The organism is Deltaproteobacteria bacterium (genome assembly GCA_016235345.1).
Classification (GTDB): domain Bacteria; phylum Desulfobacterota; class Desulfobacteria; order Desulfobacterales; family Desulfatibacillaceae; genus JACRLG01.
Map to the genome: position 1 here is coordinate 52582 of JACRLG010000022.1, position 20698 is coordinate 73279.

The window sequence follows — 20698 nt, forward strand, 5'->3', positions numbered from 1 at the left end:
ACAGGCGTTACATCCGGCCCTTGATCCAGGAGCTATATATCCCCATTCCAGCTATGGCCGCCAGTATGGCCAGAGACAGGAGCCAGCAGGCCCCGGACGAATTTTTGGCCACCGTCTCCACGAAGCAGGCCCCGCCCGATGCCACGCTCCCGGCCTCGCCTATGGCGTCCGGGCTTCCGGTGTTCGCGCCGCCGATGCCCGGAGGCGAGGGCGGGGTGCGGTTAAGGGTCGATGCAAAGGCCGTACCGACTCCCCTTGAAAGCAGCCTTGCCGCGCTTGCCAGGAAGGTGTCCTTTTCATTGGCCCCCACCAGCTCCCCGAAGGCCGGAACGGAAATCCTTATGATGACGTCCTGCTTCTGCGGGTTGAACACGAAGTAGCCGGTGTTGGCCTTCATGATATTGGTGACCACGTACCCGTTGTCGCCGTCCAGGGCGTTGGGCGGGTCATAGTCGTAGAGGGGCTCGCCCGAAAGTGGATCGGCTCCGTAGGCGTCGGTGGGAGCAACAAAGGTCTGGCCGTCCAGGGAACGCTCCACCGCGCTCCAGTTCATTTCCCTGGGGAAGGGGTTTCCGATCATGTTCCAGCCGGGTATGAGCCTTAAGTAGAACGGGTCGGGCGAAACGGCGAGGCCCGGCACCGATACGGTTTTCGTTGCGCGGCTTATGGCCCAGAAGGCCCGCCCGGCCTCAAGGGGGAAGCGCTCGCTGAAATCCGCTGCGTCGCCTTCCACGTAATACTCGTTGGGGTTGCCCCCGGCGAGAAGGGCGTTGTCCACGCCGAAGAGCCGCCACATGCGGTCGTCGTAGGTTCCAAGGTTGGCCGGGTCGGACAGAATCCCGGTCAGGTTTTCGGATGAAGCCGCGTGGGCCGGGAAGCACACCATGCGGTAGTCGGCCACCGTGCTTCCTGCGGCCAAGGTTTTTGTGAAGGTGCTTGGTTCCGCCACCGTGAAAAGCGAGAAATGCGGAGTGGAGAAGGTAAGGCGCTCGCTTCCGGGAGTGGAATCCCTGCCCGTTATGGGCAGGCCCACCCAGCGGCTCTTTACGGAATCATAGGTAAGAGCCACCAGATTGTTCAGAACCGCTCCCCCGCCCACCAGCCCGGACACGGGAACGCCCACCAGCACGTTTTGGGCAAAGGCCATGCCCGAAGGCTCCACAAGGGCCTTTAAGGTGGAGTTCTCGAAAAGATAGGGCCAGCCGAGAAGCACCCTGGCCGCCGTAATGTCGAAGGGGGCCGGGGCCGCGCCCGCAGGCACGAAAAAGCTCCATCCCAGAAGGTCGCCCGACCCGATGTTGAAGCTGTTGTCCACCGCCGGGTTTTCCACCGGCATGGTGTAGACGGGCGAGGTGTTCAAGAGCACCACCTCAAAAGGCCCTGACACCAAGCTGAAAGCCTCAGGAGCCGCCGGGGTCGAATCCGTGATCCTTATGAGGGCCGGATCCACGCCGTCGCCGGTGGGTCCGACGGGCACCAAGGTGAAGGCCCCGTTGGTCTTTCCGTCAACAAGTCCCGTGAGGTTAGCCACTGTCCCGGCCCCGCTGGCCAGGGCCACGCTGTAGGGCGGGGTTCCACCCGTGATGTTGAAATCAATCGGCTGGGGAGTCGCGCCGTACAGGAAGGCCGTGCCGCTCATGGGCGAAAGCGACAGGGCCGGGACCACGGTTATGGTGAAGGCCTGGCCTTCGGCGGTGGCGTTTCCGGCAACCACCTTGGGAACCAGGGAAGTGGATGTTCCGACAACGCCGCTGCCCGGCGTCCAGTTGACTATGGCCGGTGATGCGCCGAAAACCGGCTGGTTGAAGGTAAGTCCGTCGGGGACCGTTCCCAGGAGTGAAAAATCCAGCGGATCCACCGCCGTTTCCCAGGACGCGGTAAATTCCAGGCAGAAGGGCCGGCCCTCCATGGCGTAATAGAGGGGAGCCGCCACCTTGGGCACAGGAGCCGTGAGAGAGTCCCTGAGCTCATAGCAGCCTATGTCGAAACGCCCGCCCACCGGACGGTTCACTGCCCTTATGTCGATGCCCACGTAGAGAGGCTCGTCGGCGATGGGGGCCGGATCAAGGGCGTCCTTGGCCGGAGAGGTGGGGCCGGGCCGGTAGTCGCCGTTGTCGCGGTCAACGAACATCGGGTCGAACGCGATGTCGCCCGTTCCCATGGCTATGCCGAAATATTCGCCGTCGTCGTTGCCCCACACGATGTTGCGCCCAAGGGCCGGGGAGCCGTTAAGCCTGTTGACGCCGTAACGCCCGTTGACGGCCAGTATGTTGTAATAGACCTTGGCGCTGGAGTTGGCCAGGTTCACGCCGTCGTAGTTGTTGTCCGTTATGGTGTTGAAGGAAATAACCGGCTGGGGAAAACCGGCGTCCCCGGTGTTCTGGTCGTAGGCGTAGACGCCGGAAACCCCGTTCCAAAAAATGAGGTTGTTTTCCAGCACGTTGGCTTCGTTGGCGGTGATGAGCACGCCGTCGCCGATGTTTTCCGTTATGCGGCAGCCGGAAATGACGTTGCCTGTGGTTCCCTGGGAGTGGGCGGAAAGCTCGACGCCCGCCACCCCGCCGTTTATTATGGTGAAGCCCTTCAGGATGAAGTTGTCCGTGCCGAAAAGGGTGACAACGGCCAGGTTGGCGTTGCCCTCCAAAATCGTGGTTTCAGGGTTCTCGCCCACGAGCCTGATGCCGGAGTGCCTCTCGCCAAGCTCCAGGGTCTCATGATAGGTTCCCGGATGCACCAGGATGGTGTCGCCGCCCGTCGCGTCCAGAAGCGCCCCGGTTATGGTGGCGTATTGATTGGGCACCTCGAAGGTGGCGTTTTCCCTCACGGTGAAGTTTATGGTGTCGTCCCCGGCTATGGGGTTTGAAGCCCCGTCCATGCAGTAAATCCGCACAGAGTGGGCCGTGCCCACGGTCAGGGAGGGGGTGAAGGACACCGCGACGTTTTTGGGGTCTGTCGCGTCAATCGTCAGCGTTGCGCCCGGAACCGCCACGTTGTCCAGCCAGACCGCGATGGAGTCGGTCCTTATGTCGGAATCAGCGTCCGAAACCGTGAGCCGGACAAGGGGAAAGGTTCCCACGGCGCCGCTGCCGTCGGCAGGGTCGGAGGACGCCAGGAAGGGCGCGGTGGTGTCCTTCACGAAACGGCGGACTTCGGAAACCGCCCGTCCCCAGGGGTCCAGGGCGTCCAGGCCGCCCAGGGCCACCACCCGCCACCAACCGGCCATGCTTTCCCACGAAAGGCCTTCGGGAAGGGTAAGGCTGTAGCTTCCTCCCCTTCCGTCATCGGCCAGCGGGAAGGAGCCTATGAGGCGGCCTAAGTCGGACGAGGAGAAGACCTCAACTATATAGGCCGCCGCCCCCGGCACTCCGTTGAACGTGAGCTTGGGCGGCCAGCCCGTTATGCCGTCGTTTGCCGGGTCCAGAAGGGCCGGGACCTGGTCGAAGACCCTGACTCCCCTTTGGAAATAAGCCGCGTTGTTGGCCGAGTCGGTTATGGTGACGCCAAGGTTGTAGTCACCCGCCTCGATGGCTGCGGGGCTGTTTGCGGGGGTGCGGTAGGCGGCCAGAAAGTCGCCGGGGCCGAGATAGGCCGATTCGGTGGTGAGGTTAAAGGTAAAGGGGATTTCGGAAATATTGCCCGCCACCTCAAAGGTTTCGCCCGGCCATGCAAGATCGCGGTCCGTCGCCAGGGCGTCAAGGCCGATGAAGTAGCCGGAAGGCGTCTTGGTCAAATCCGGCCACGGCCCGCCGCCGGTGGTCAGCCGCTCGAACTGCGGCGTCTTGTTGGCGAAGCCCGCCGCCGTGGTGAACGAAAATTCCTCAGGCTGGGCTGCAGTGCCCGAAAGGTCCTTCACCTGGGGGGTGACGCTTATGGTGTAGGTTTCGCCTGGCTCAAGCCTTGCGAAGTTCATCTGCGGCTTCTTCACCAGCGAAAGGCCGTGGTCGGGCCTGCGATATTCGATGTCGAAAAAGCCCGTGACATCGACGCTGTCCGAATCCCTGATCTCGATGGAGCCCGGAACCATGCTTGCCGGGTCAATGTCGCGGGAGGGATAAAGGATTATGGCCGGGTTCGCCGGGTCGACGTCCGTGGCCCCGCTTATGGGAACCATGAAGGCCGGAGCGCCTGCATACGGGGCTCCGGTCTGGAATTCCCAGGTAAAGATCGAGGCCGGCGCGTTTCCGGACATGTCCCTGATGCTTCCAAGGGTCACCCTGTACCAGGAATTTCCGGCAAGGTCGGCTTCCGGCAGCACCGACACCCGGTGGCCGAAGCCCTCAGCCGCAAGAGGGATATTCTGGACGACAAGCCCCCCCGGCCCGTCCAAGAGCTCAAGTGTGACGTTTCCGGCAAGGCTCGAAGGCTTCATCGCCTCGCTGAACCAGGCCCCTATCCAGCGCCCGTCGCCCTTCCTGGCCCCGGTGACGGAAACCCCGGTGGCCCCGTTTCCCGGAAGGTGCGACACCACGAAGGGCTTCACGCTCTCCGCGCCCCTGGCCGTGGTGAAGGTCCACGCACGGTCGGCTGTCTCGCCCGCAGGCTCGTAACCGGCGGCATCCCGCCCGAACCAAGAGGCCCTGTAGGCCGTTCCGGGTTTGAATGCCACGTTGGGCGTGAATGTGAAGGTGTCGTCCGAAAGGACGTAGGAGCCCCACTCTATGGTTCCGCCTATGATGCCGCGCAGGGAGTCGTGCACCACGTTGCCCCACTGGTCTAAGAGGAGCAGGCCGACTGAGGCGGTATTCATGGACTTATTGAAGGTGATGGAGACGTTGCTTCCCACCGGCGCGTTTTCCATGCCGGCCATGGGGACCGTATCTATGGCCTGTGGCCGGGCCGCAGCCGGATCGCTCACGAAAATGGTCTGGACAAGCTCGTGAACCGTCTGGCTGTTTACCTCAGACGTTGCCCAGTCGATCCCGTTTTCGGGCGTTATGGCCATAACGCCGATGCCGGTGGGATCGGTGAGCGTTATCGTGTTGCCCGAAACATCGGCCTGGACCGCATCTCCGGGGCGAAGAGCGCGCACCCTGGTTTCGGGAACGTACTCCACCGCGCCGTTGGCGTTCTGGGGGCTTATGTCCAAAAGTTTCCTGTAGACATAAACCTGGCCCGGCACGGGGTTGTCCACGATTCTTCTGAAAAAGCCCGCGACGGCGTTGTATTGCTCGGAATCCACGGGAACCCCGCCTTCCATCAATCCGCCCTGGGCGTTGAAGTCCGCCACGGCTATGGGCGTATCCCTGTCGAAGATATCGATGTTGAGGCGGCTTATGCCGGTGTCGTTCACCGCGACCTCGACCGTCACCCAGCGCTGGTAGGGAGCCGCCTGGGCAGGCCCGTCAAAGGTGCGGGTCACGGCAAAGGGCATGGCGGTGGCCACGGCGTTGGAACTTACGGCCAGCACGCCCATTTCGTCACCGTCTGCGGCAAGGCTCGGCAGGTCCGTCCACTTGTAGCGGCTGGTGGGGGAGTTGGGCATTTCGACGTAACCGGGCGGCAGGGCGTCGTTCTGGGGCCCGCCGTACATGGGCATGTAAAGGTGCTGGGCGAAAACGTTCTCCACCGGACGCCCGGCCATCCAGTCAACGTCCGGAAGCTGAATCTGGTCCTGGCCGCCCGTTGGCCTTCCCAACCACACCTCGCCGCGCGGCTGTACGGGCAGGTTCGGGTTATCGGCCCCGTCAAAATGGTCGCGGGTTGTTTCGACGTGGAAATTCTTTCTTACCGTGAGGTTCATCACGTCGTAATAGGGAAGGTCCAGGGAAGGAATTTCCGTGATCCCCCCTGACACGGCCAGGAAGGCTTTTTGAGCCTGCCCGCCGCCCGGACGCCTTGCCGTCACCGTATAGGAAACGCCTTGCGCCGAGGCGGCAAGGCCGTGGAGGGTGTAATTGCCGGACGTGTCCGTGACGGCGTAACCGGCCAGCGCGCCGCTCGAATCCGTGACAAAGACGGTGGCTCCCAATATGGGGTTGCCATTGTCGTCATAAACGGTTCCCGTGGCCTGGGTCACATCCGCGCCTGGCAGGTCAAGCGCCACCGGTGTCTCGCTTCCGCCTTCCACCACGATCCCCAGGGCCTTGTCGAGGACCGTGATCTGATCCGGCCTGTCGGGAGTCTGGACGTTCCAGACAAGGTAGATGTCGTAGGTTGCCGGGCACAGGGGGGCCAGCATGGCCGCGCCCGGCTGGCTGTTTATCTCCCCTTCCCTGGCGGTTTTCAGCCGGGCAATGTCCTCGGCTTCCACCGGGGTCGTGAGAAGGCCCTGGGCAATGGCCAGAACGTAGAGCCCGCCCTCTGGGGGCGTGACCCAGGCCGGGTTGGCAGGCACGGTCACGGCTACGCTTCCCGAAACCTCCCCGAAATGGACCGTGAGGTCGGGGGCGTTTACCAACAGGTTTTCTGCCAGATCCATGGCGGTTACAGTAACCGCTATTGTGCAGGAGCCGAAGCCGCTCCAGTTGTCGTCAGCCTCTGCCGAGATGAAGTGAGTGCCAAGGGGCAGCACCAGCCGGTACATGCCGTCGCAGGCCCTGGACCAGGCGGAAAAATCGAGTCCGTCCGCGCCCACTTCCAGGCACGAAAGGTTTCCTCCGAATTCATCCTTCACAAGCCCGGCGACGACGGCCCCCCTAAGAAGGGTGATCGACCCCATGTTGAGGTTCTGGCCCGGCCCGAGGCTCACAAGGCGTTCGGCAGAGGCGCACAAAAGGGTGTCCTCGCCGGGTATCACCGTTATGTCGCCAAGTCCGGGCGGCAGGCAGGGCAGGAAGAAGCTGCCATCCGTTCCGGTTTCCACAGCCCGGTCAATGTCCAGCCCCTTGGTATGATACGAAACCGCAGCGCCCGCCACCGGCTGGCCGTCCGGCGAAAGCACCACTCCCGATACCGTGGCTCCGGGGGCAAGGGCGAAATCGAAGCCCGCGACATCTCCCACAAGGTCCACGGGCCTTGAATCCATCCCAAAGGGCCCGGCAAAAAGATAGACCTTTACGGTTCCCTTCCCCGGCGGCAGGTTGGTGAGGGTGTAATCGCCGTTGGCATCGCTTATGGCGGTCATCCTCTGGCCCGCGTCATTGTCGTAAACAACGGTGATGGCCGGGATGCCCAGGCCTTCGGCGGAGATCCTTCCCCTTACGGCGTGTCCGTTGTCGGCGTAAATGAAATCAACCAGGGACCCGCCCGAAGCCTCGGAAACGGCGTAAAGGCAGACGGGCGCGGGGGTTACGAGGTCTTCGTTCACCACAACACCGGCGGTAACGCTGTAGCAGCCGGGAGCCACGTACAAGGTGTAGTCGCCCGCGATATCGCTTGCGGCCCACATCCAGAAGCCGGTTTCCTGGCGCGGGCTGGCGGTGACCCACCCGAAGGAAACAGGGCTCTGGTCGGCCCTGGTGAGCTTTCCGCGAATGACCGACGTAAGGCCCGCCGCTTCCCTGATTTCCTCACGGGACAGGGCCGACGAATAAATCCTCACCTCATCGATGGAGCCCAGAAAATGCCCGGAGCCGACGCCTATGGTGATGGGGGCCGAGCCGAGAAAGGGCTGGCGGATATAGGGGGTGGGGTTGAACAGGATTTCGCCGTTTATGTAGATGGACAGATAGATGCCGTTCCACACCGCAGTGATCTGGGTCCACTTGCCGGGGGAAAGCGCGTAATCGTGCACCGCCTCGCCGTCGAACTGGCTTCCGTCCCAGGTTCCGTCCGGGGAAAGCCGGAACCTCACCGATGAGCCGTCCTGGATGAGGGCCCAGGAAAACTGGCCCGCGCCCTGGCTGCGGGAGGCTATCACCCGCATCTCGCCGGGGGTGACGTCATCAGGATTGACCCAGGCGCACACCGAAAACGGCCCTTCCGTGTTCATTCCTGCCTGAAAGGGCACAGTCACGGAGGAATTGGAATCGAAATAGAGGGCCTGATCGGGCCTGCCGAGGAAATCCCTTGTCCAGGCCGCGCCAGATATGGTCCCGTTAAAGCCGTTGGGCGAAGAATCATAGGCCGTGGCTCCGCTGCCCTCGCTGAAGGCCCAATGGCCCGATAGGGCGTCGAGGCCCTGGGAGGCAAGGCTCTCGGACGGAAAAAACACCGGGAAAACAGCCATCGCCACCAGGATGATCGTGACTGCGGTGACCGGAATGGATCGATTCATGGGGGACCTCCCTTGTGAAGCGCGGTGCGGTCTTTTTTTTCGATTTATATGAGCGCCCGAAGCATTCCGCGCCTGTCTGGCGCAAGAAATAATCCGGGCCACTATAATGAAAGGGTTCCGGGCGCCGAAACGGCGCTTGCGGAACCCTCCGGCTGATTCAGTTATGTCGCTCGATCCTTACCCCGGCAACCCCGGCAGCCCCGGCGGCCCCGGCAAAGGCGGGAACGTCGTGGTGCTGGTTGTCGTGGTGCTGGTGCTGGTGGTTGTCGTTGTGGTTGTCGTCGTCGTCGTTGTGGTGGTGGTCGTGGTGGTGGTGGTAGTCGTCGTCGTCGTGGTCGGCTCCGTCGTTGATGTCGGGGCCGTGGTGCTTGTGGGCGCCGTTGTGGACGTCGGCTCCGTGGTGGTGGTCGGCTCCGTTGTGGACGTCGGCTCCGTGGTGGTGGTCGGCTCCGTGGTCGTTGTGGTGGTGGTCGTTGTGGTTGTGGTGCTTGTCGGCTCCGTGGTCGTCGTCGGCTCGGTTGTGGTGGTCGGCTCCGTGGTCGTCGTCGGCTCGGTTGTGGTGGTCGTGGTGGTTGTCGTCGTCGTTGTGGTGGTGGTTGTCGTGGAACTCGTTGTGGACGACGTCGTGGTGGTTGTCGTGCTGGTGGAGGACGTGGTGGTGGTTGCCTCGGTGGTGGTGGCCTCGGTGGTGGAAGCCTCGGTTGTTGAAGCCTCGGTGGTTGACCCCTCCGTTGTGGTGGCTTCCACCGTGAAGCCCTGGGCGCGGAACTCCTCCAGTTCCTCCTCGGTCATGAGCACCGGGACGGTGGGAGCCTCGCCGGCCAGTATCTGGGTTTTCAGGCCTGGATTCAAGACCACGTACTGATCGGGGTTATAAACGTTCGACACCTGGACCTGGGAATCGAAACAGGACACCACGGTTACGGTGTTGTTGACGACCCAGACCATGAACACGGTTCCGCGCACGCCGCAGATGGCCGTGGGGGTCTTGATGTCGAAACTTCTTTCCCGATAGCCCACAAGGCGGTTGGCGAAGATCCGCACCTTGCCGGAAAGCATCGAGAAATAGGCCGTGCGCTCCTTCTTGTCGGGGTCGAAGGAGTATTTGGAAAGGTCCAGGTGGCTCCGCTCCTCCACCGTGACCACGCTGTTGTCGGCAAGGGTGATCCTTAGGCGCGCCCTTCTGCCGGTCTTCACCACGTCCTTGGGGAAAAGCTCCATCCCCTGGGAGGCCGGGAGTTTCCGCCCGTCCCGCTCGATGATGGCGCTTCCTTCGATCCTGCTTATTTTCCCAAGGGTTTTCTCTGCCGCTGCGGCATTTTCCGCCAAAAACGCGAAAACCAGCGCGAACAGCAACACGACCCCGATTCTTGCGGTCTTCATGGCCCTCTCCTCTGGGGCGTCCCAAAAAAGCCGTTTTCCGCCAGGCCCCTTACGTGCGCTGGTCCAGACAAAATTTCCGATAATGCATCCTAACACGCATTAGGGGCTGTTTCCAAAAAAACTTTTGCATTCGGTAGCGCCTTCATCCCCGCCGACTGTGTTGCGCTCCTTGCGGAATACGTTAAGTATGCCGCAAGGAGACGCGCCTTGTCGGCGGGGCGAATTCGCAACCTCGGTGCCACAAATTTTTTTCGGAAACAACCCCTGAGCCTTTCATGTGGGAAAGGCCACAGCGCGTGTGCGAGATGTGTCACACTTAAAAAGCAGCCGACAGGGTGAGGCTCAGCATGTTCTTGCGGTACTCGTAATCGTCGCCGCCGGTTGCAAGGTTGATCACGTTGCTGCCGTTCTGGTTATATGTGTATGAAAGGCTGGCGTCGACAAAATCGAAAAACCTGCGATTGACGGCCAGGGTCAGTCGATGCGAGCCGTCCTTCCGGGAGCCTGTCCAGATCATGGGGTTGTCGTCGTAAGCCGTGCGCGTAAAGGCGTAGGATGCGTCCAGGCCGAAACCCATGGCAAGCCCGGTGAAGGCCCCCAGGCCGATCTGATGATAATTATAGGAATTTTCCTTCTGTTCGGAATCCTCCATATAGTAGGAGTAAGACGCCCGGAAGGTGAGGGACTTGTTCTGATCGGGCCGCCAGGTCTGGGTGAGGAAGAACTGGGCCGCGTCGGCGTCGGCGGTTACGCCGAAATAGTCCTTGGCCATCCAGGCCAGGGCAACATCGGTCATGAGGCCGTGGGGCTCCTCGATGGCCAGCGCCGGCATTATCCTGTGGGTGGACAGGCGGTCGTCGGAGCTGTCGAAGGTTAAGAGCCATCCGTAGTCGTGGATGGACTGGCTTTCGCCGCCCGTTAAATAATAGTTGAAATCGTAGCGAAGGCGAAGGTGGGTCTTCGCCTTGTGCGACTCGAAAAACAGGAACGGGTTGTAGGCGAGAATGTTGTTCTGGGGCATGTCGTGGTAGCCCAAAACGTTCATCGAAAGGCCAAACCCGCTCCGAACGCCCTTTTTGTTGTACGCGGTGAATCCGGCCGTTGCGGTGAGGGTCTCGAACCAGTCGTCCTTGTCTTCGGGATAAATACCCGCCTGGGGGTCCAGGGGCTTGTTGATCACGTTATCGTCGTAGCCTATGGTGAAGCTGGTATTGGCGAACCAGGGCCTCTTGGACTTCCTGGCCAGGGCCACGGCCTTCAGCGAGGCCCTGGCGCTCTCGCCAAGGGGCGACTGGGCGTTCTGGGCCGCTATCTGGGTGAGCAGGGCCTCTGCGGCCTCGTAGTCCTCCTGCTCGAAATAAATGGAGGCGATGAGGCTTTCGGAAGAGCCCTTGGCAGCCGGATCGATCTCCCCGGCCTTTTTGGCGTACATCAGGGCCTGGTCGGTGTCGCCCATGTTCTTGGCCACAACGGCGGCCTCCAGGTAGGGCCGGGCATCGTCGGGCTTCGCCGCCATTGCCTCTTTAAGCACGTCCAGGGCCTTTTGGTGCCGGTTCTGGGCCGAATGGATGGCGGCAATGTCGAAATATGCCTTGCGGTATTCTTCGGGATGTTTCGAAAGAAGATCGGACAGGGTCTCCACGGCCTTGTCCGAACGGCCTGTTTTGGAGTAAACAAGGGCGAGGTAATAAAGGATTTCGGAATTGTCCGGTTCCTCGGCCAGGGCCTTCTGGAAAAAGGCCTCGGCCTCGCCGTACTTTTGCTCCTCGAAGGCCTCCACGCCGTCCACCAGGGTCTCCATTGACGCGAAGGCCAAATTCGCATTAAAGACCAGAAGAGACGCGACAAGGAAGAGCGCCGCGAAAAGGGCACGTTTTGAACTTCCGGTGACCATGCTTTTCATGCCACCCCCGAAATGAGGCAAGAGTTTGACGCCATGCCGAAAAAATCGAAAAGCCGCGCCCCCGGCCCTTTGGCGGGGCGAGGCCGCTAATTTGCGACGCGGCGGGAAGTAACCCGAAAAATAATCCCCAAGAGCCCCGGTAAACATGGCGGACCTAAGCCAAAAACACAAATTCACATTGAATTTGAGGCATTAGCATGATTTTAAATCGTACGGCCACAAGTGTCAAGTCTTTTAAGGAAGGCCCGGAACACGGCTCAGGCCCGGCTTACGGACCGGCGGCGGACCTCGCCGTCCTTATCGCCGTCACCGCGTACCTGTTGTCTTACTTCACGCCGGAGCTTCTCCTCCTCCCGGTGGTGGCCACCGGCGGGGACATGGCCTCCCACTACCAGACTGCGGCATATTTAAAGGACGTTCTTCTTCCCCAGGGGAGGATTTCCGGCTGGTTTCCGGGAAATTTCGCGGGCTTTCCCCTTTTGCAGTATTATTTTCCCCTGCCATTTCTGGCCATGATGGTTTTCTGCGCGGCCCTTCCCCTGGAGGCCGCCTTCAAGGCCGGAACCGCCCTGGGAACCTTTCTCCTGCCCTTCTGCGCCTACGCGCTCTTAAGGCTCATAAGGAGGCCCTTTCCCGAACCCGCTGCTGGCGCGGCCCTAAGCCTGGTGTTTCTGTTCATGGGCGGCAACTCCATGTGGGGCGGCAACGTGGCCTCCACCATGGCCGGGGAATTCTGCTACAGCCTGGGCTTTTCCCTGGCCGTCCTGTGGCTTGGGCTTGTGTGGCGCACGGTGGAAACGGGCCGGGGCGTGGTCCTTTGCGCCCTTGTCCTGGCTTTAACCGGCCTCGCCCACGCCTACGCCCTTTTGTACGCGGCCTCCGCCACCGCCGTTTTCCTGCTCAGCCCGAAAAGATTTTCGCGGAACGTGGCCATACTCATCAAAATCCACGCCCTTGCCTTCTGTTTCATGGGATTCTGGATACTGCCCCTTCTGGCCAACCTTGCCGACACCACCCGCTTCAACATCCTGTGGCTCTTCTTTTCCTGGAAGCAGGTTTTTGACGAGGTCTTCCCGCCCTCTATACGTCCCTTCGTCATTTCCGGGCTGGCCTTTTTCGTCCTTGCGGGGGGGCTTGCCCTTGGAAGGCGGCGTAAGGCGCGAAAGGTCGGTGAAACCGGGGACGCGCCCGCCGGAAACGCGCCTCCTGCGGCCCCCTTCCTTGCCTTCCTGGCCTTCTGGGGGCTTTTGCTCTATTTCCTTGGCTACCGGGCACGGGTGGTGGACGTGCGATTCCTGCCCTTTTTCCAGTTCTTCCTGATTCTCGCCCCGGTGCTTTTTTTCCGTTTTCTCAAAGGCCCCAGGCTCGCGGCCCTGTTCGCCCTTGGGGCCGTGGTGGCTGGAATTTTTCTCTGGACCGACAGCCACGAAAAATTCGTCCGCTCGTGGATAAAGGGCAACTACCAGGGCTTCCAGGCCGCGCCCCTGTGGCCAGCCTATTCCGGGGTCAACCGGTATCTGAAAGGCGACGCGAAAAGCCCAAGGGCCGCCTACGAGCACAGCATGATCCATCACAGGGCCGGGACCGTGCGGGCCTTCGAGTCCATGCCCTATTTTTCCGGCAGGAGCACCCTGGAGGGGGTCTACATCCAGGCAAGCCTCACGGTCCCCTTCATTTTCTATCTCCAGAGCGAAATATCCGAAAAGCCCTCCACCCCCATACCCGACTACAACTACAGCCGCTTCAACCTCGACCGGGGGGCGGAGCATTTAAGGCTTTTCAACGCCTCGTACCTGGTCTCGGCGGAAGACAGGACAGCCGACGCCCTGGAGCGCCACCCGGACTTCACCCGCGTTGACCAGGAGGGCCCGTACGGGATTTACAAGGTTGCGGGGGCCACGGGCCGCTACGTGGAGCCCCTTGTCCACCGGCCCGTGCTTCTGTCGCCGGAAAATTTCAGGGTGAGGGCCTACAGGTGGTTCCGCATGGGCGACCTTTCCGTGATCCCGGTCTTTGCGGAGGACGTGGGGGAGGCCGTTAAAGGCTCCTTCGTGACGGGGTTTTCGGGCGACCCGGCGAGGCTTCCGGCGCTTCTTTCGGCCCCTGGGGATTTTTCCGCCCTCACTGAAAGCGTTCAGAACGAACGGGTCATCATACGTAACGCGGTTCCGGGAAGGCCGCTTCTGGTCAAAATCTCCCATCACAGGGGCTGGTTGGCAAAGGGGGCGCTTGGCCCCTGGCTTGCCGGGCCGGGCTTCATGCTGGTGATCCCGGAATCGAAAACAGTGGAGCTGGTCTACGGCCCCACCGCCGCTGACCGCTGGGGGCTGGTCCTCTCCATCCTGGCGGCTCTGGTTTCGCTTCTGGCATGGAGGGGGTTTCTGGACGGCTTGGGGGCCGCCTTCGACCGCCACGCCTGGAAAGCCGCGCTTCCGCTCATAGTTGTGATCCTTGCGGCATCTGTTTTCTTCCTCTTCCCCCTGGCCCCGGAGTACCCGGCCAAGCCCTTCAACAGGGCCATAACCCTTTTCACCGGGGGGGACCTGGAAGGCGCGAAAAAGGAATTCGCCGGGGTCCTTTCGCGCCATCCCCAGACCCTTATCTCTGACGAGGCGGCCTACCACTACGCCATGTGCTGGTACAGGCAGGAGAAGTGGGCGGAAACCATAAAGGCCCTGGACAAGGCCATGGCCGAATACCCGGAAAGCAGAAGGGATGCGGAGATGCTCTACCACCGGGGCCTGTGCCTCATGAAACTGGGGCGGGCAACGGAGGCGAGGACGGAATTCATACGCGCCATGAAGGATTTTCCGGAATCGGTGTGGGCGGGCTTTTCGCGGGACAGGCTCATGGAGACGCCCTTAAACTCCCTTGGGAGAGCCGGAGAAAAGCCGGAATCCATACCGGAAGGTGAAAAGAACGTGCGGGCCGATATGGATGGAAAGGAGGGAGGGTCGTGAGAAAGGCTGAAAAGGAGGTCGGGCTTTTATCCGACATGGAGGACATCTTAAGAAGGAGCCCGGTCCTAAGGCTCGCCATGATCGACGGAGACCGGCCCTACCTTGTGCCGCTCTGCTTCGGATACCGCGACATGGCCCTTTTCTTCCATTGCGCGCGGGAGGGCAGGAAGATCGACATCCTGCGGAAAAACCCGGCGGTCTGGTTCGAGGCCACGGCCAAGGCGGAGATTCTTCCGGGAAATCCCGCCTGCCGGTTTTCTGTAAGCTTTGAAAGCGTGATGGGGGAAGGAGTCGCGGAAATCCTTTATAACGAGGCGGAAAGGCGCCTGGGTCTCGACTGCATCATGGCCCATTACGGAGCTTCCCCTCCTTTCGAGTACGACGAAAAAAGCCTGGCCCTGACCTGCGTGGTAAAGGTGCGGATAGAAAGCATGACCGGAAAAAGGAGCAAGTCCTGAAATCCGAAACGCCCGGTTTTCAGGCTTTCTTCAATGTGTCCCTTGACATCCTCATTAATGAAATGTATAATTCAAATGGACGAAACAGACTATAGCCATAGCAGATCGTCGAAAAAGCAAAAAATGAAGCCTGGATAAAAACGATGAAATGCAAGGAACGCGAAAAGTCAATGAGGGAGCGTACGCTTTTGTACGTGACCGAAATTGGCTTTGAAGCGTGACACAGCAGTTCGCGTTTTTAGACGGGCTGATAGGAGGTAGCCATGATAGTCACCATGACCGATCTTCGGCACAGGATGGGCGAGATTTTGAGCGCCATTGAAAGAAACGAGACCGTCACCCTGACTTACAGGGGAAGGCCCAAGGCCGTCATTTCCCCGGTCAACGGAAAGGCCTCCGAAAAAAAAGCGGGGGAAAGCGAGCTTGAGTCCATTATGAAGCATCCCGCCTTCGGAATGTGGAAGGACCGGAAAGACATGGAGGACGTGGAGGCTTATGTTCGGAACCTTCGGAAAGAGCGCTACCATGATCTTTGATTCCGATGTCCTCATCTGGTTTTTCAGGGGAAACCCCAAGGCTGCGGCCCTTGTGGAGAACGAGGGCTTGCGGTCCCTGTCAGTGGTGAGCTACATGGAAGTGCTTCGAGGAGTCCGCGACAAGCGCGAGCTGAAAACCATCCTGGACCTTCTGAAGCGGTTCGATTTCGATATCGTTCCGCTTTCGGAGTCCATCGGCACAAGGGCCGCGTCCTTCATCGAGCAGTTCACCTTAAAAAGCGGGCTAACGGTTGCCGACGCCCTCATAGCCGCCACCGCCGTTCACCACGGCCAGACCCTTTGCACCGCCAACCAGAGGCATTTCAAAATCATCCCCACACTGGACGTGGCGGTTTTCAGGCAGTGACCCTCCGGGCGAAAGAAACAATTCCGATGGAAAAAAAACAGGCGCTGTCGCGGGCGGGCCTTTACGCGGCCTTCATCCTGCTGGCCGGGCTCACGGCGGCGGTTTACTCCAACACGCTTTCCGCCCCCTTCATTTTCGACGACATCGGCAACATCGTACAAAACCCCGGCATCCGGGGGCCGCTTTTGTCCAAAAACTCCGTCATCCCCCATCCCCTGTCCGGCATAACAAGGCGTCCGGTGGCCCATTTCACCCTGGCCCTTAACTACGCCGCAGGGGGTCTCGACCCTTCGGGCTACCACCTTTTCAACATCGGGGTTCATATAATCGCGGCCCTGTTCCTGTTCGGAATCATAAGAAGAAGCCTTCTCTCGCCAAGGCTTTCCGGGCGCTTCGGCGGGCGGGCCGACCTTCTCGCCTTTTTCTGCGCCCTTTTGTGGGCAATGCATCCTTTGAACACCCAGGCCGTGACCTACGTGATCCAGCGGTGCGAATCGCTCATGGGCATGTTCTTTTTGGGCGCGGTCTATATGGCCGTGCGCGGCTTTTTTTCCGAGCGCCCCAAAAAATGGCACGCCGGGGCCGTCACGCTGTTCTTTCTGGGGGCCGGGGTGAAGGAGGTCATGATCGCAACGCCCCTGTTCATTTTTCTTTACGATGTGGTTATGACGGAAAAAAGGCCGGGGGAGGCCCTGAAGAAATCGCCCGGGCTCTATTCCGGGCTCGCCCTGGGCGTGGTCTTCCTGGTTTTTCTGGCGGGCTTCGGAGCGGGCAGGTCGGCCACGGGCCACGAGCGCACCTTTTCAGCCCTGGAATACCTCGTCTCCCAGCCTTCGGCCATAGCGCGATACGCGGAGCTTTCGGTCTGGCCGCAGGGCCTTTGCCTGGATTACGGCTGGGCCGCCCTGCCCCTTTCAAAAACATGGCCTTACGGGCTGGCCCTCCTGGCCCTCCTGGCCGCAACCGCTTACGCCCTTTTCAGGCGGAGTCCGGTGGGCCTTCCTGGAGCCTGGTTCTTTCTGGCCCTTGGGCCTTCCTCAAGTTTCTTCCCGGTGCCGGACCTCATCTTCGAGCACCGCATGTACCTGTCCCTGGCGGCCTTCACGTCCCTTTTCGTCCTGGGCTCCTTTCGCCTGGCAGGCCAAAGAGGGTTCCGCATGGCTCTCCTCGCCTGCCTGTGGGCCGCAACGGCCCTGGCCCTGGGCCTTTCGGCCCATCACAGGAACCGTGACTACGCCACTGAAGTCGGAATCTGGGCCGACACCGTTCAGAAGGCCCCGGAAAACCCGCGCGCCCACGCCAATTACGGCATGGCCCTCTTAAACGCGGACAACCCCCTTGAGGCGGCCAAGGCCCTGTCCCGCTCGGTGATGCTGAAGGACGACTCCCCCGGAGTGTGGTATGATCTCGGAAACGCCTGGGCGGCGCTAAAGGAATTTGAAAAGGCCAAGGGCTCCTATGCCATCTCCCTGAAAATTAACCCCCACCACCCCAAGGCCTGGCTCAACCTCGGAAACGTGCTTCTTAAAACCGGCGACCTTGAAAAGGCCGCTCAATGCTATAAAAACGTGCTGGCCCTCGTGCCCGGAAACGAGGCCGCCAAAAAAAACCTTGCCGTGGCCCTTTCAATGATGAAAAATGGCCCGAAACAAGAAGGCGCAAAAGGCGGGGACCGGAAGGCGGACAGTTGAGGCCGCCGGGACTCGCCTCCGCCCACAGCATTTCGGAAAAAACCCCATGCGCGTTTTTTTGATCTATCCCCCCATAACCGACCGCGAGCGCTACTCCTCCGACATCGGGGCGGCGGGCGGGCGTCAGATTCCCCTGGGCGTCTTCTGCCTGGCTGCGGCGGCGCGGGCCGCCGGGCACACGGTGGGGGTCCTGGACGCGGCGGCAAGGGAGCTTACATCCTCCGAAACCGCAAAGGCGGCAGCCGTTTTCAGGGCCGACGTGGTGGGCTTCTCCGCCGCCACGGTGGCCTATCTGCGGGCCTTTGAGGTGGCGGAGCGGGTGAGGGAGCTTCTTCCGGGGGCGGTTCGGGTGCTGGGCGGGCCGCACGTTTCAGCCGCGCCGATCGAGGCCGTGGCGGGTTCCCCCTTCGATTTCGGAGTCGTTGGCGAGGGCGAGGCGAGCTTCTGCGAGCTTCTGGATGTTCTGTCAAAGGGCGGCGACGTTTCGGGCGTTCACGGGCTCTCGATCCCAAAGGAGGGCGGGGCCGCGCTCACCAAAAAGCGCCTGCCCGTGCAGAACCTGGACGATCTTCCCCTTCCGGCCTACGACCTTCTGGGGGATTTCGCCCTCTACAACCCGCCTCCCTGCAACTACAAGAAAAAGCCCGTGGCCAACGTGATAACGAGCCGGGGCTGCCCGGGGCGTTGCACCTTCTGCGACCGCTCGGTGTTCGGGCGCGCGGTGCGTTTCCGCAGCGCGGAATCAATGGCGGCGGAGATCACCCTCCTGGTGCGCCGCTACGGGGTTCGCGAGATAGCCTTTGTGGACGATACCTTCACCCTCGAAAGGGGCCGCATTTACAGGCTCTTTGAAATCCTGGACGCGCGCGGGATCAGTTTTCCCTGGACCTGCATGAGCCGGGTGAACACCGTTGACCGGGACTTTCTGCGCTTCATGAAGGAAAAGGGGCTCTGGCACGTTTCCTTCGGCATAGAATCCGGGGACGAGGCCATACTCAAAAAGATCGGCAAGAAAATAAGCCTTGAAAAGGCCCGGCAGGTGGTTTCCTGGTGCACGGAGCTTAAAATAGAGACCAAGGGCTTTTTCATGCTGGGGCATCCGGGCGAGACTGCGGAGAGCATGGAGCGCACCGTCCGGGAGGCCCTTTCCATGGACCTCTCGGACATCGTTGCCACCATCAACACGCCCCTTCCCGGAAGCGAGCAGTACGCGAACGCGGAAGACTACGGAACCCTGGACAGGAGCGACCTTGCCCGCTACAACATGTGGGCCCCGGTCTTCGTGCCCCACGGCCTTACGGCTGAAACGCTGGTGGAAAAGCACAGGGAGTTCTACCGGCGATTTTACCTGCGGCCCCGCATAGTGGCCAGATACCTGAGAAGTTTCGTTTCGCCCGCAGGCCTTTCAAGGGCCGCTGCGCTTTTGAAGGCCATGCCCTTTCTCATTAAGCGCGGTTAGTACCGTAGGTTGGGTGGTTCCGGGAGCGCGGGCGTCCCGCCCGCTTTTGCCGTTCAATGCGGGCGGGACGCCCGCGCTCCCAGGAAAAACAGCCTCCCTGAAAACTTGTCCAGAACCGCGCCACCCTTTAACCCCAACGAATCCCGGTTGACGCCATGGCCATCGAAAACAGGACCCTTGCGGTTGTGATCCCGGCGTTCCGGGCGGAAGCCGCCATAAACATCGTGATAGACTCGGTCCCGTCCTGCGTCGACCATATAATAGTGGTGGACGACGCGTCTCCGGACGGGCTTTCCGAGAAGGTGGCCGGTCTCGCCGATCCCCGGATAATCCTTTTGCGCCACGGGGAAAACCTTGGCGTGGGCGGGGCCATGATCACCGGTTTCAGAAAGGCCCTGGAACTTGGGGCTGACCTCGTTGCCAAGGTGGACGCCGACGGCCAGATGGACCCGGCCCTTCTTCCCGCCTTCGCAAAAATCGCCGTAAGGCACAACTGCGACTACGTGAAAGCCAACCGCTTCGGCCACATGGACGCCCTGCCCTCCATGCCCAAAAAGCGCCTTTGGGGCAGCATCGCCCTCACCTTTCTCACAAAGTTCGCCTCCGGCTGCTGGAACGTATTCGACCCGCAGAACGGCTACGTTCTCATCACCCGCAGGATGCTTTCCCGCCTCAACCTGGACGCCCTGGACCGGGGCTACTTTTTCGAAAACTCCATGCTTATTAACCTCAACGTCATGAGGGCGCGCATAGCGGAAATCTACATCCCGGCCCGGTACGGAAACGAAATAAGCTCCATGAAGCTTTCCAGCATCTTGAGGACCTTTCCGGGAAAGCTGGTGCGGGGGTTTTTTTACAGGGTCTACCAGAAATACGTGTTCAGGAGCGTGTCGCCCTTCGCCCTTCTGTTTTTCCTTGGGCTCCTCTTGATGGCCTGGGGGGGAATATGGGGCGGGCTGGCGTGGTACGAGAGCGCGGCCACCGGGCAGGCGGCAGCCACGGGCACTGTGGTTCTGGGCCTTCTGCCGCTCCTCCTGGGTTTCGCCTCGGTCCTCCAGGCCCTGGTGCTGGACGTGGCGGACGCGGGCGAGTGCCTGCTTTTCGACTGTGACGACGAGTCCCTGGCCACGGGGCCTGATGAGGATCCCTGCGAAATAAGCCCGTGAGGAATCCCCCCGCCGGGGGCCTCAATCCGCTCGGAAGGCCTCTTTCATTGCCCCGCTGACACTCCTGGCCATAAGGCCCGCGCCGGAGAGAGACGCCAGAAGGCTTATTGCGATAACGGCTGGTTCCGGCCTGTCGAAAAAGGCCACCGCAAGGTAATGAAGCGAGCCGATGGCCAGGGCGGAATGGCCGAGCCAGTACGCCCAGAGGGCCGGAACGCGAAGCCTCGCCATAATTGCCGAAATCCTGCGGCGTCTCTCATCTTCGGCCCTCTGGGCCGCCAAAAGCGACCAGATGGCGAAAATCCCGGCTGCGATAAATCCCGAAGCCGCGTATCTGATCCACTTTATGTTCCTGTACGTTCCGCAGATGCCCCTTAGCTGGGGGATTTTCTTCGCGCACAGATTCCGCACGCTCACCCTTTGAATCTCGGCGGAGGTTGCCTCCGGGTGCATCCTTGTTATGGGCGCCCTTAGCCGCGCGTTTAAGAGGGCCTCCAGGGAAAAGGAAACCGCAAGAGCCAGAACCGGAACAAGAAAGAGACACACGAAAAGCCTTGCGCGCATTGATGTTCTTTCTTTCAAAAACCTTGGGGGCGGAACGCGAAAACCGATAAAAAGGC

At 61.0% G+C, this 20698-nt stretch carries 11 protein-coding genes; 7 read left to right on the forward strand and 4 right to left on the reverse strand.

The features are described 5' to 3' along the window. Positions 1-7: 7 nt before the first annotated feature. The 3 genes from HZB23_10495 to HZB23_10505 all read right to left on the reverse strand — a co-directional run bounded on the left by HZB23_10495 (position 8) and on the right by HZB23_10505 (position 11441). The gene (locus tag HZB23_10495; GenBank protein MBI5845083.1) at positions 8-8155 is read right to left on the reverse strand and encodes an Ig-like domain-containing protein; all 8148 of its coding nucleotides are present in this window, start codon (positions 8153-8155) and stop codon (positions 8-10) included. A 177-nt stretch (positions 8156-8332) separates the two neighbouring features. After that, a complete protein-coding gene (locus HZB23_10500; protein MBI5845084.1) occupies positions 8333-9538 on the reverse strand; it encodes a FecR domain-containing protein in 1206 nt (401 codons plus the stop codon). 316 nt (positions 9539-9854) lie between these two features. Next, positions 9855-11441, reverse strand: coding sequence for a tetratricopeptide repeat protein (locus HZB23_10505; GenBank protein MBI5845085.1), 1587 nt, complete (start codon positions 11439-11441; stop codon positions 9855-9857). Positions 11442-11638: 197 nt separating this feature from the next. On the opposite strand from HZB23_10505, the gene HZB23_10510 reads away from it, so the two are divergent. From HZB23_10510 to HZB23_10540, 7 genes are all read left to right on the forward strand, one after another. Further along, complete coding sequence (locus HZB23_10510) at positions 11639-14401, forward strand: tetratricopeptide repeat protein (protein ID MBI5845086.1); 2763 nt, start codon at positions 11639-11641, stop codon at positions 14399-14401. Further along, positions 14398-14859 (forward strand): pyridoxamine 5'-phosphate oxidase family protein, encoded by a 462-nt coding sequence (locus HZB23_10515; GenBank protein ID MBI5845087.1) that lies wholly within the window; start codon positions 14398-14400, stop codon positions 14857-14859. The genes HZB23_10510 and HZB23_10515 overlap by 4 nt, the downstream gene beginning before the upstream one ends. Positions 14860-15122: 263 nt before the next feature. Next, the gene (locus tag HZB23_10520) at positions 15123-15395 is read left to right on the forward strand and encodes a type II toxin-antitoxin system prevent-host-death family antitoxin (GenBank protein ID MBI5845088.1); all 273 of its coding nucleotides are present in this window, start codon (positions 15123-15125) and stop codon (positions 15393-15395) included. Further along, positions 15385-15762, forward strand: coding sequence for a type II toxin-antitoxin system VapC family toxin (locus HZB23_10525; protein MBI5845089.1), 378 nt, complete (start codon positions 15385-15387; stop codon positions 15760-15762). Before HZB23_10520 ends, HZB23_10525 begins: the two co-directional genes overlap by 11 nt. A gap of 26 nt (positions 15763-15788) precedes the next feature. Continuing rightward, positions 15789-17453, forward strand: a complete 1665-nt coding sequence (locus HZB23_10530) for a tetratricopeptide repeat protein (GenBank protein ID MBI5845090.1) — start codon at positions 15789-15791, stop codon at positions 17451-17453. Between the two features lie 46 nt (positions 17454-17499). Next, the gene (locus HZB23_10535) at positions 17500-18912 is read left to right on the forward strand and encodes a radical SAM protein (GenBank protein MBI5845091.1); all 1413 of its coding nucleotides are present in this window, start codon (positions 17500-17502) and stop codon (positions 18910-18912) included. A 155-nt stretch (positions 18913-19067) separates the two neighbouring features. Next, a complete protein-coding gene (locus tag HZB23_10540; GenBank protein MBI5845092.1) occupies positions 19068-20078 on the forward strand; it encodes a glycosyltransferase family 2 protein in 1011 nt (336 codons plus the stop codon). A 21-nt stretch (positions 20079-20099) separates the two neighbouring features. Here HZB23_10540 and HZB23_10545 read toward each other — a convergent pair whose 3' ends face one another. Continuing rightward, positions 20100-20642, reverse strand: a complete 543-nt coding sequence (locus HZB23_10545; GenBank protein MBI5845093.1) for a hypothetical protein — start codon at positions 20640-20642, stop codon at positions 20100-20102. Between the last annotated feature and the right edge of the window lie 56 nt (positions 20643-20698).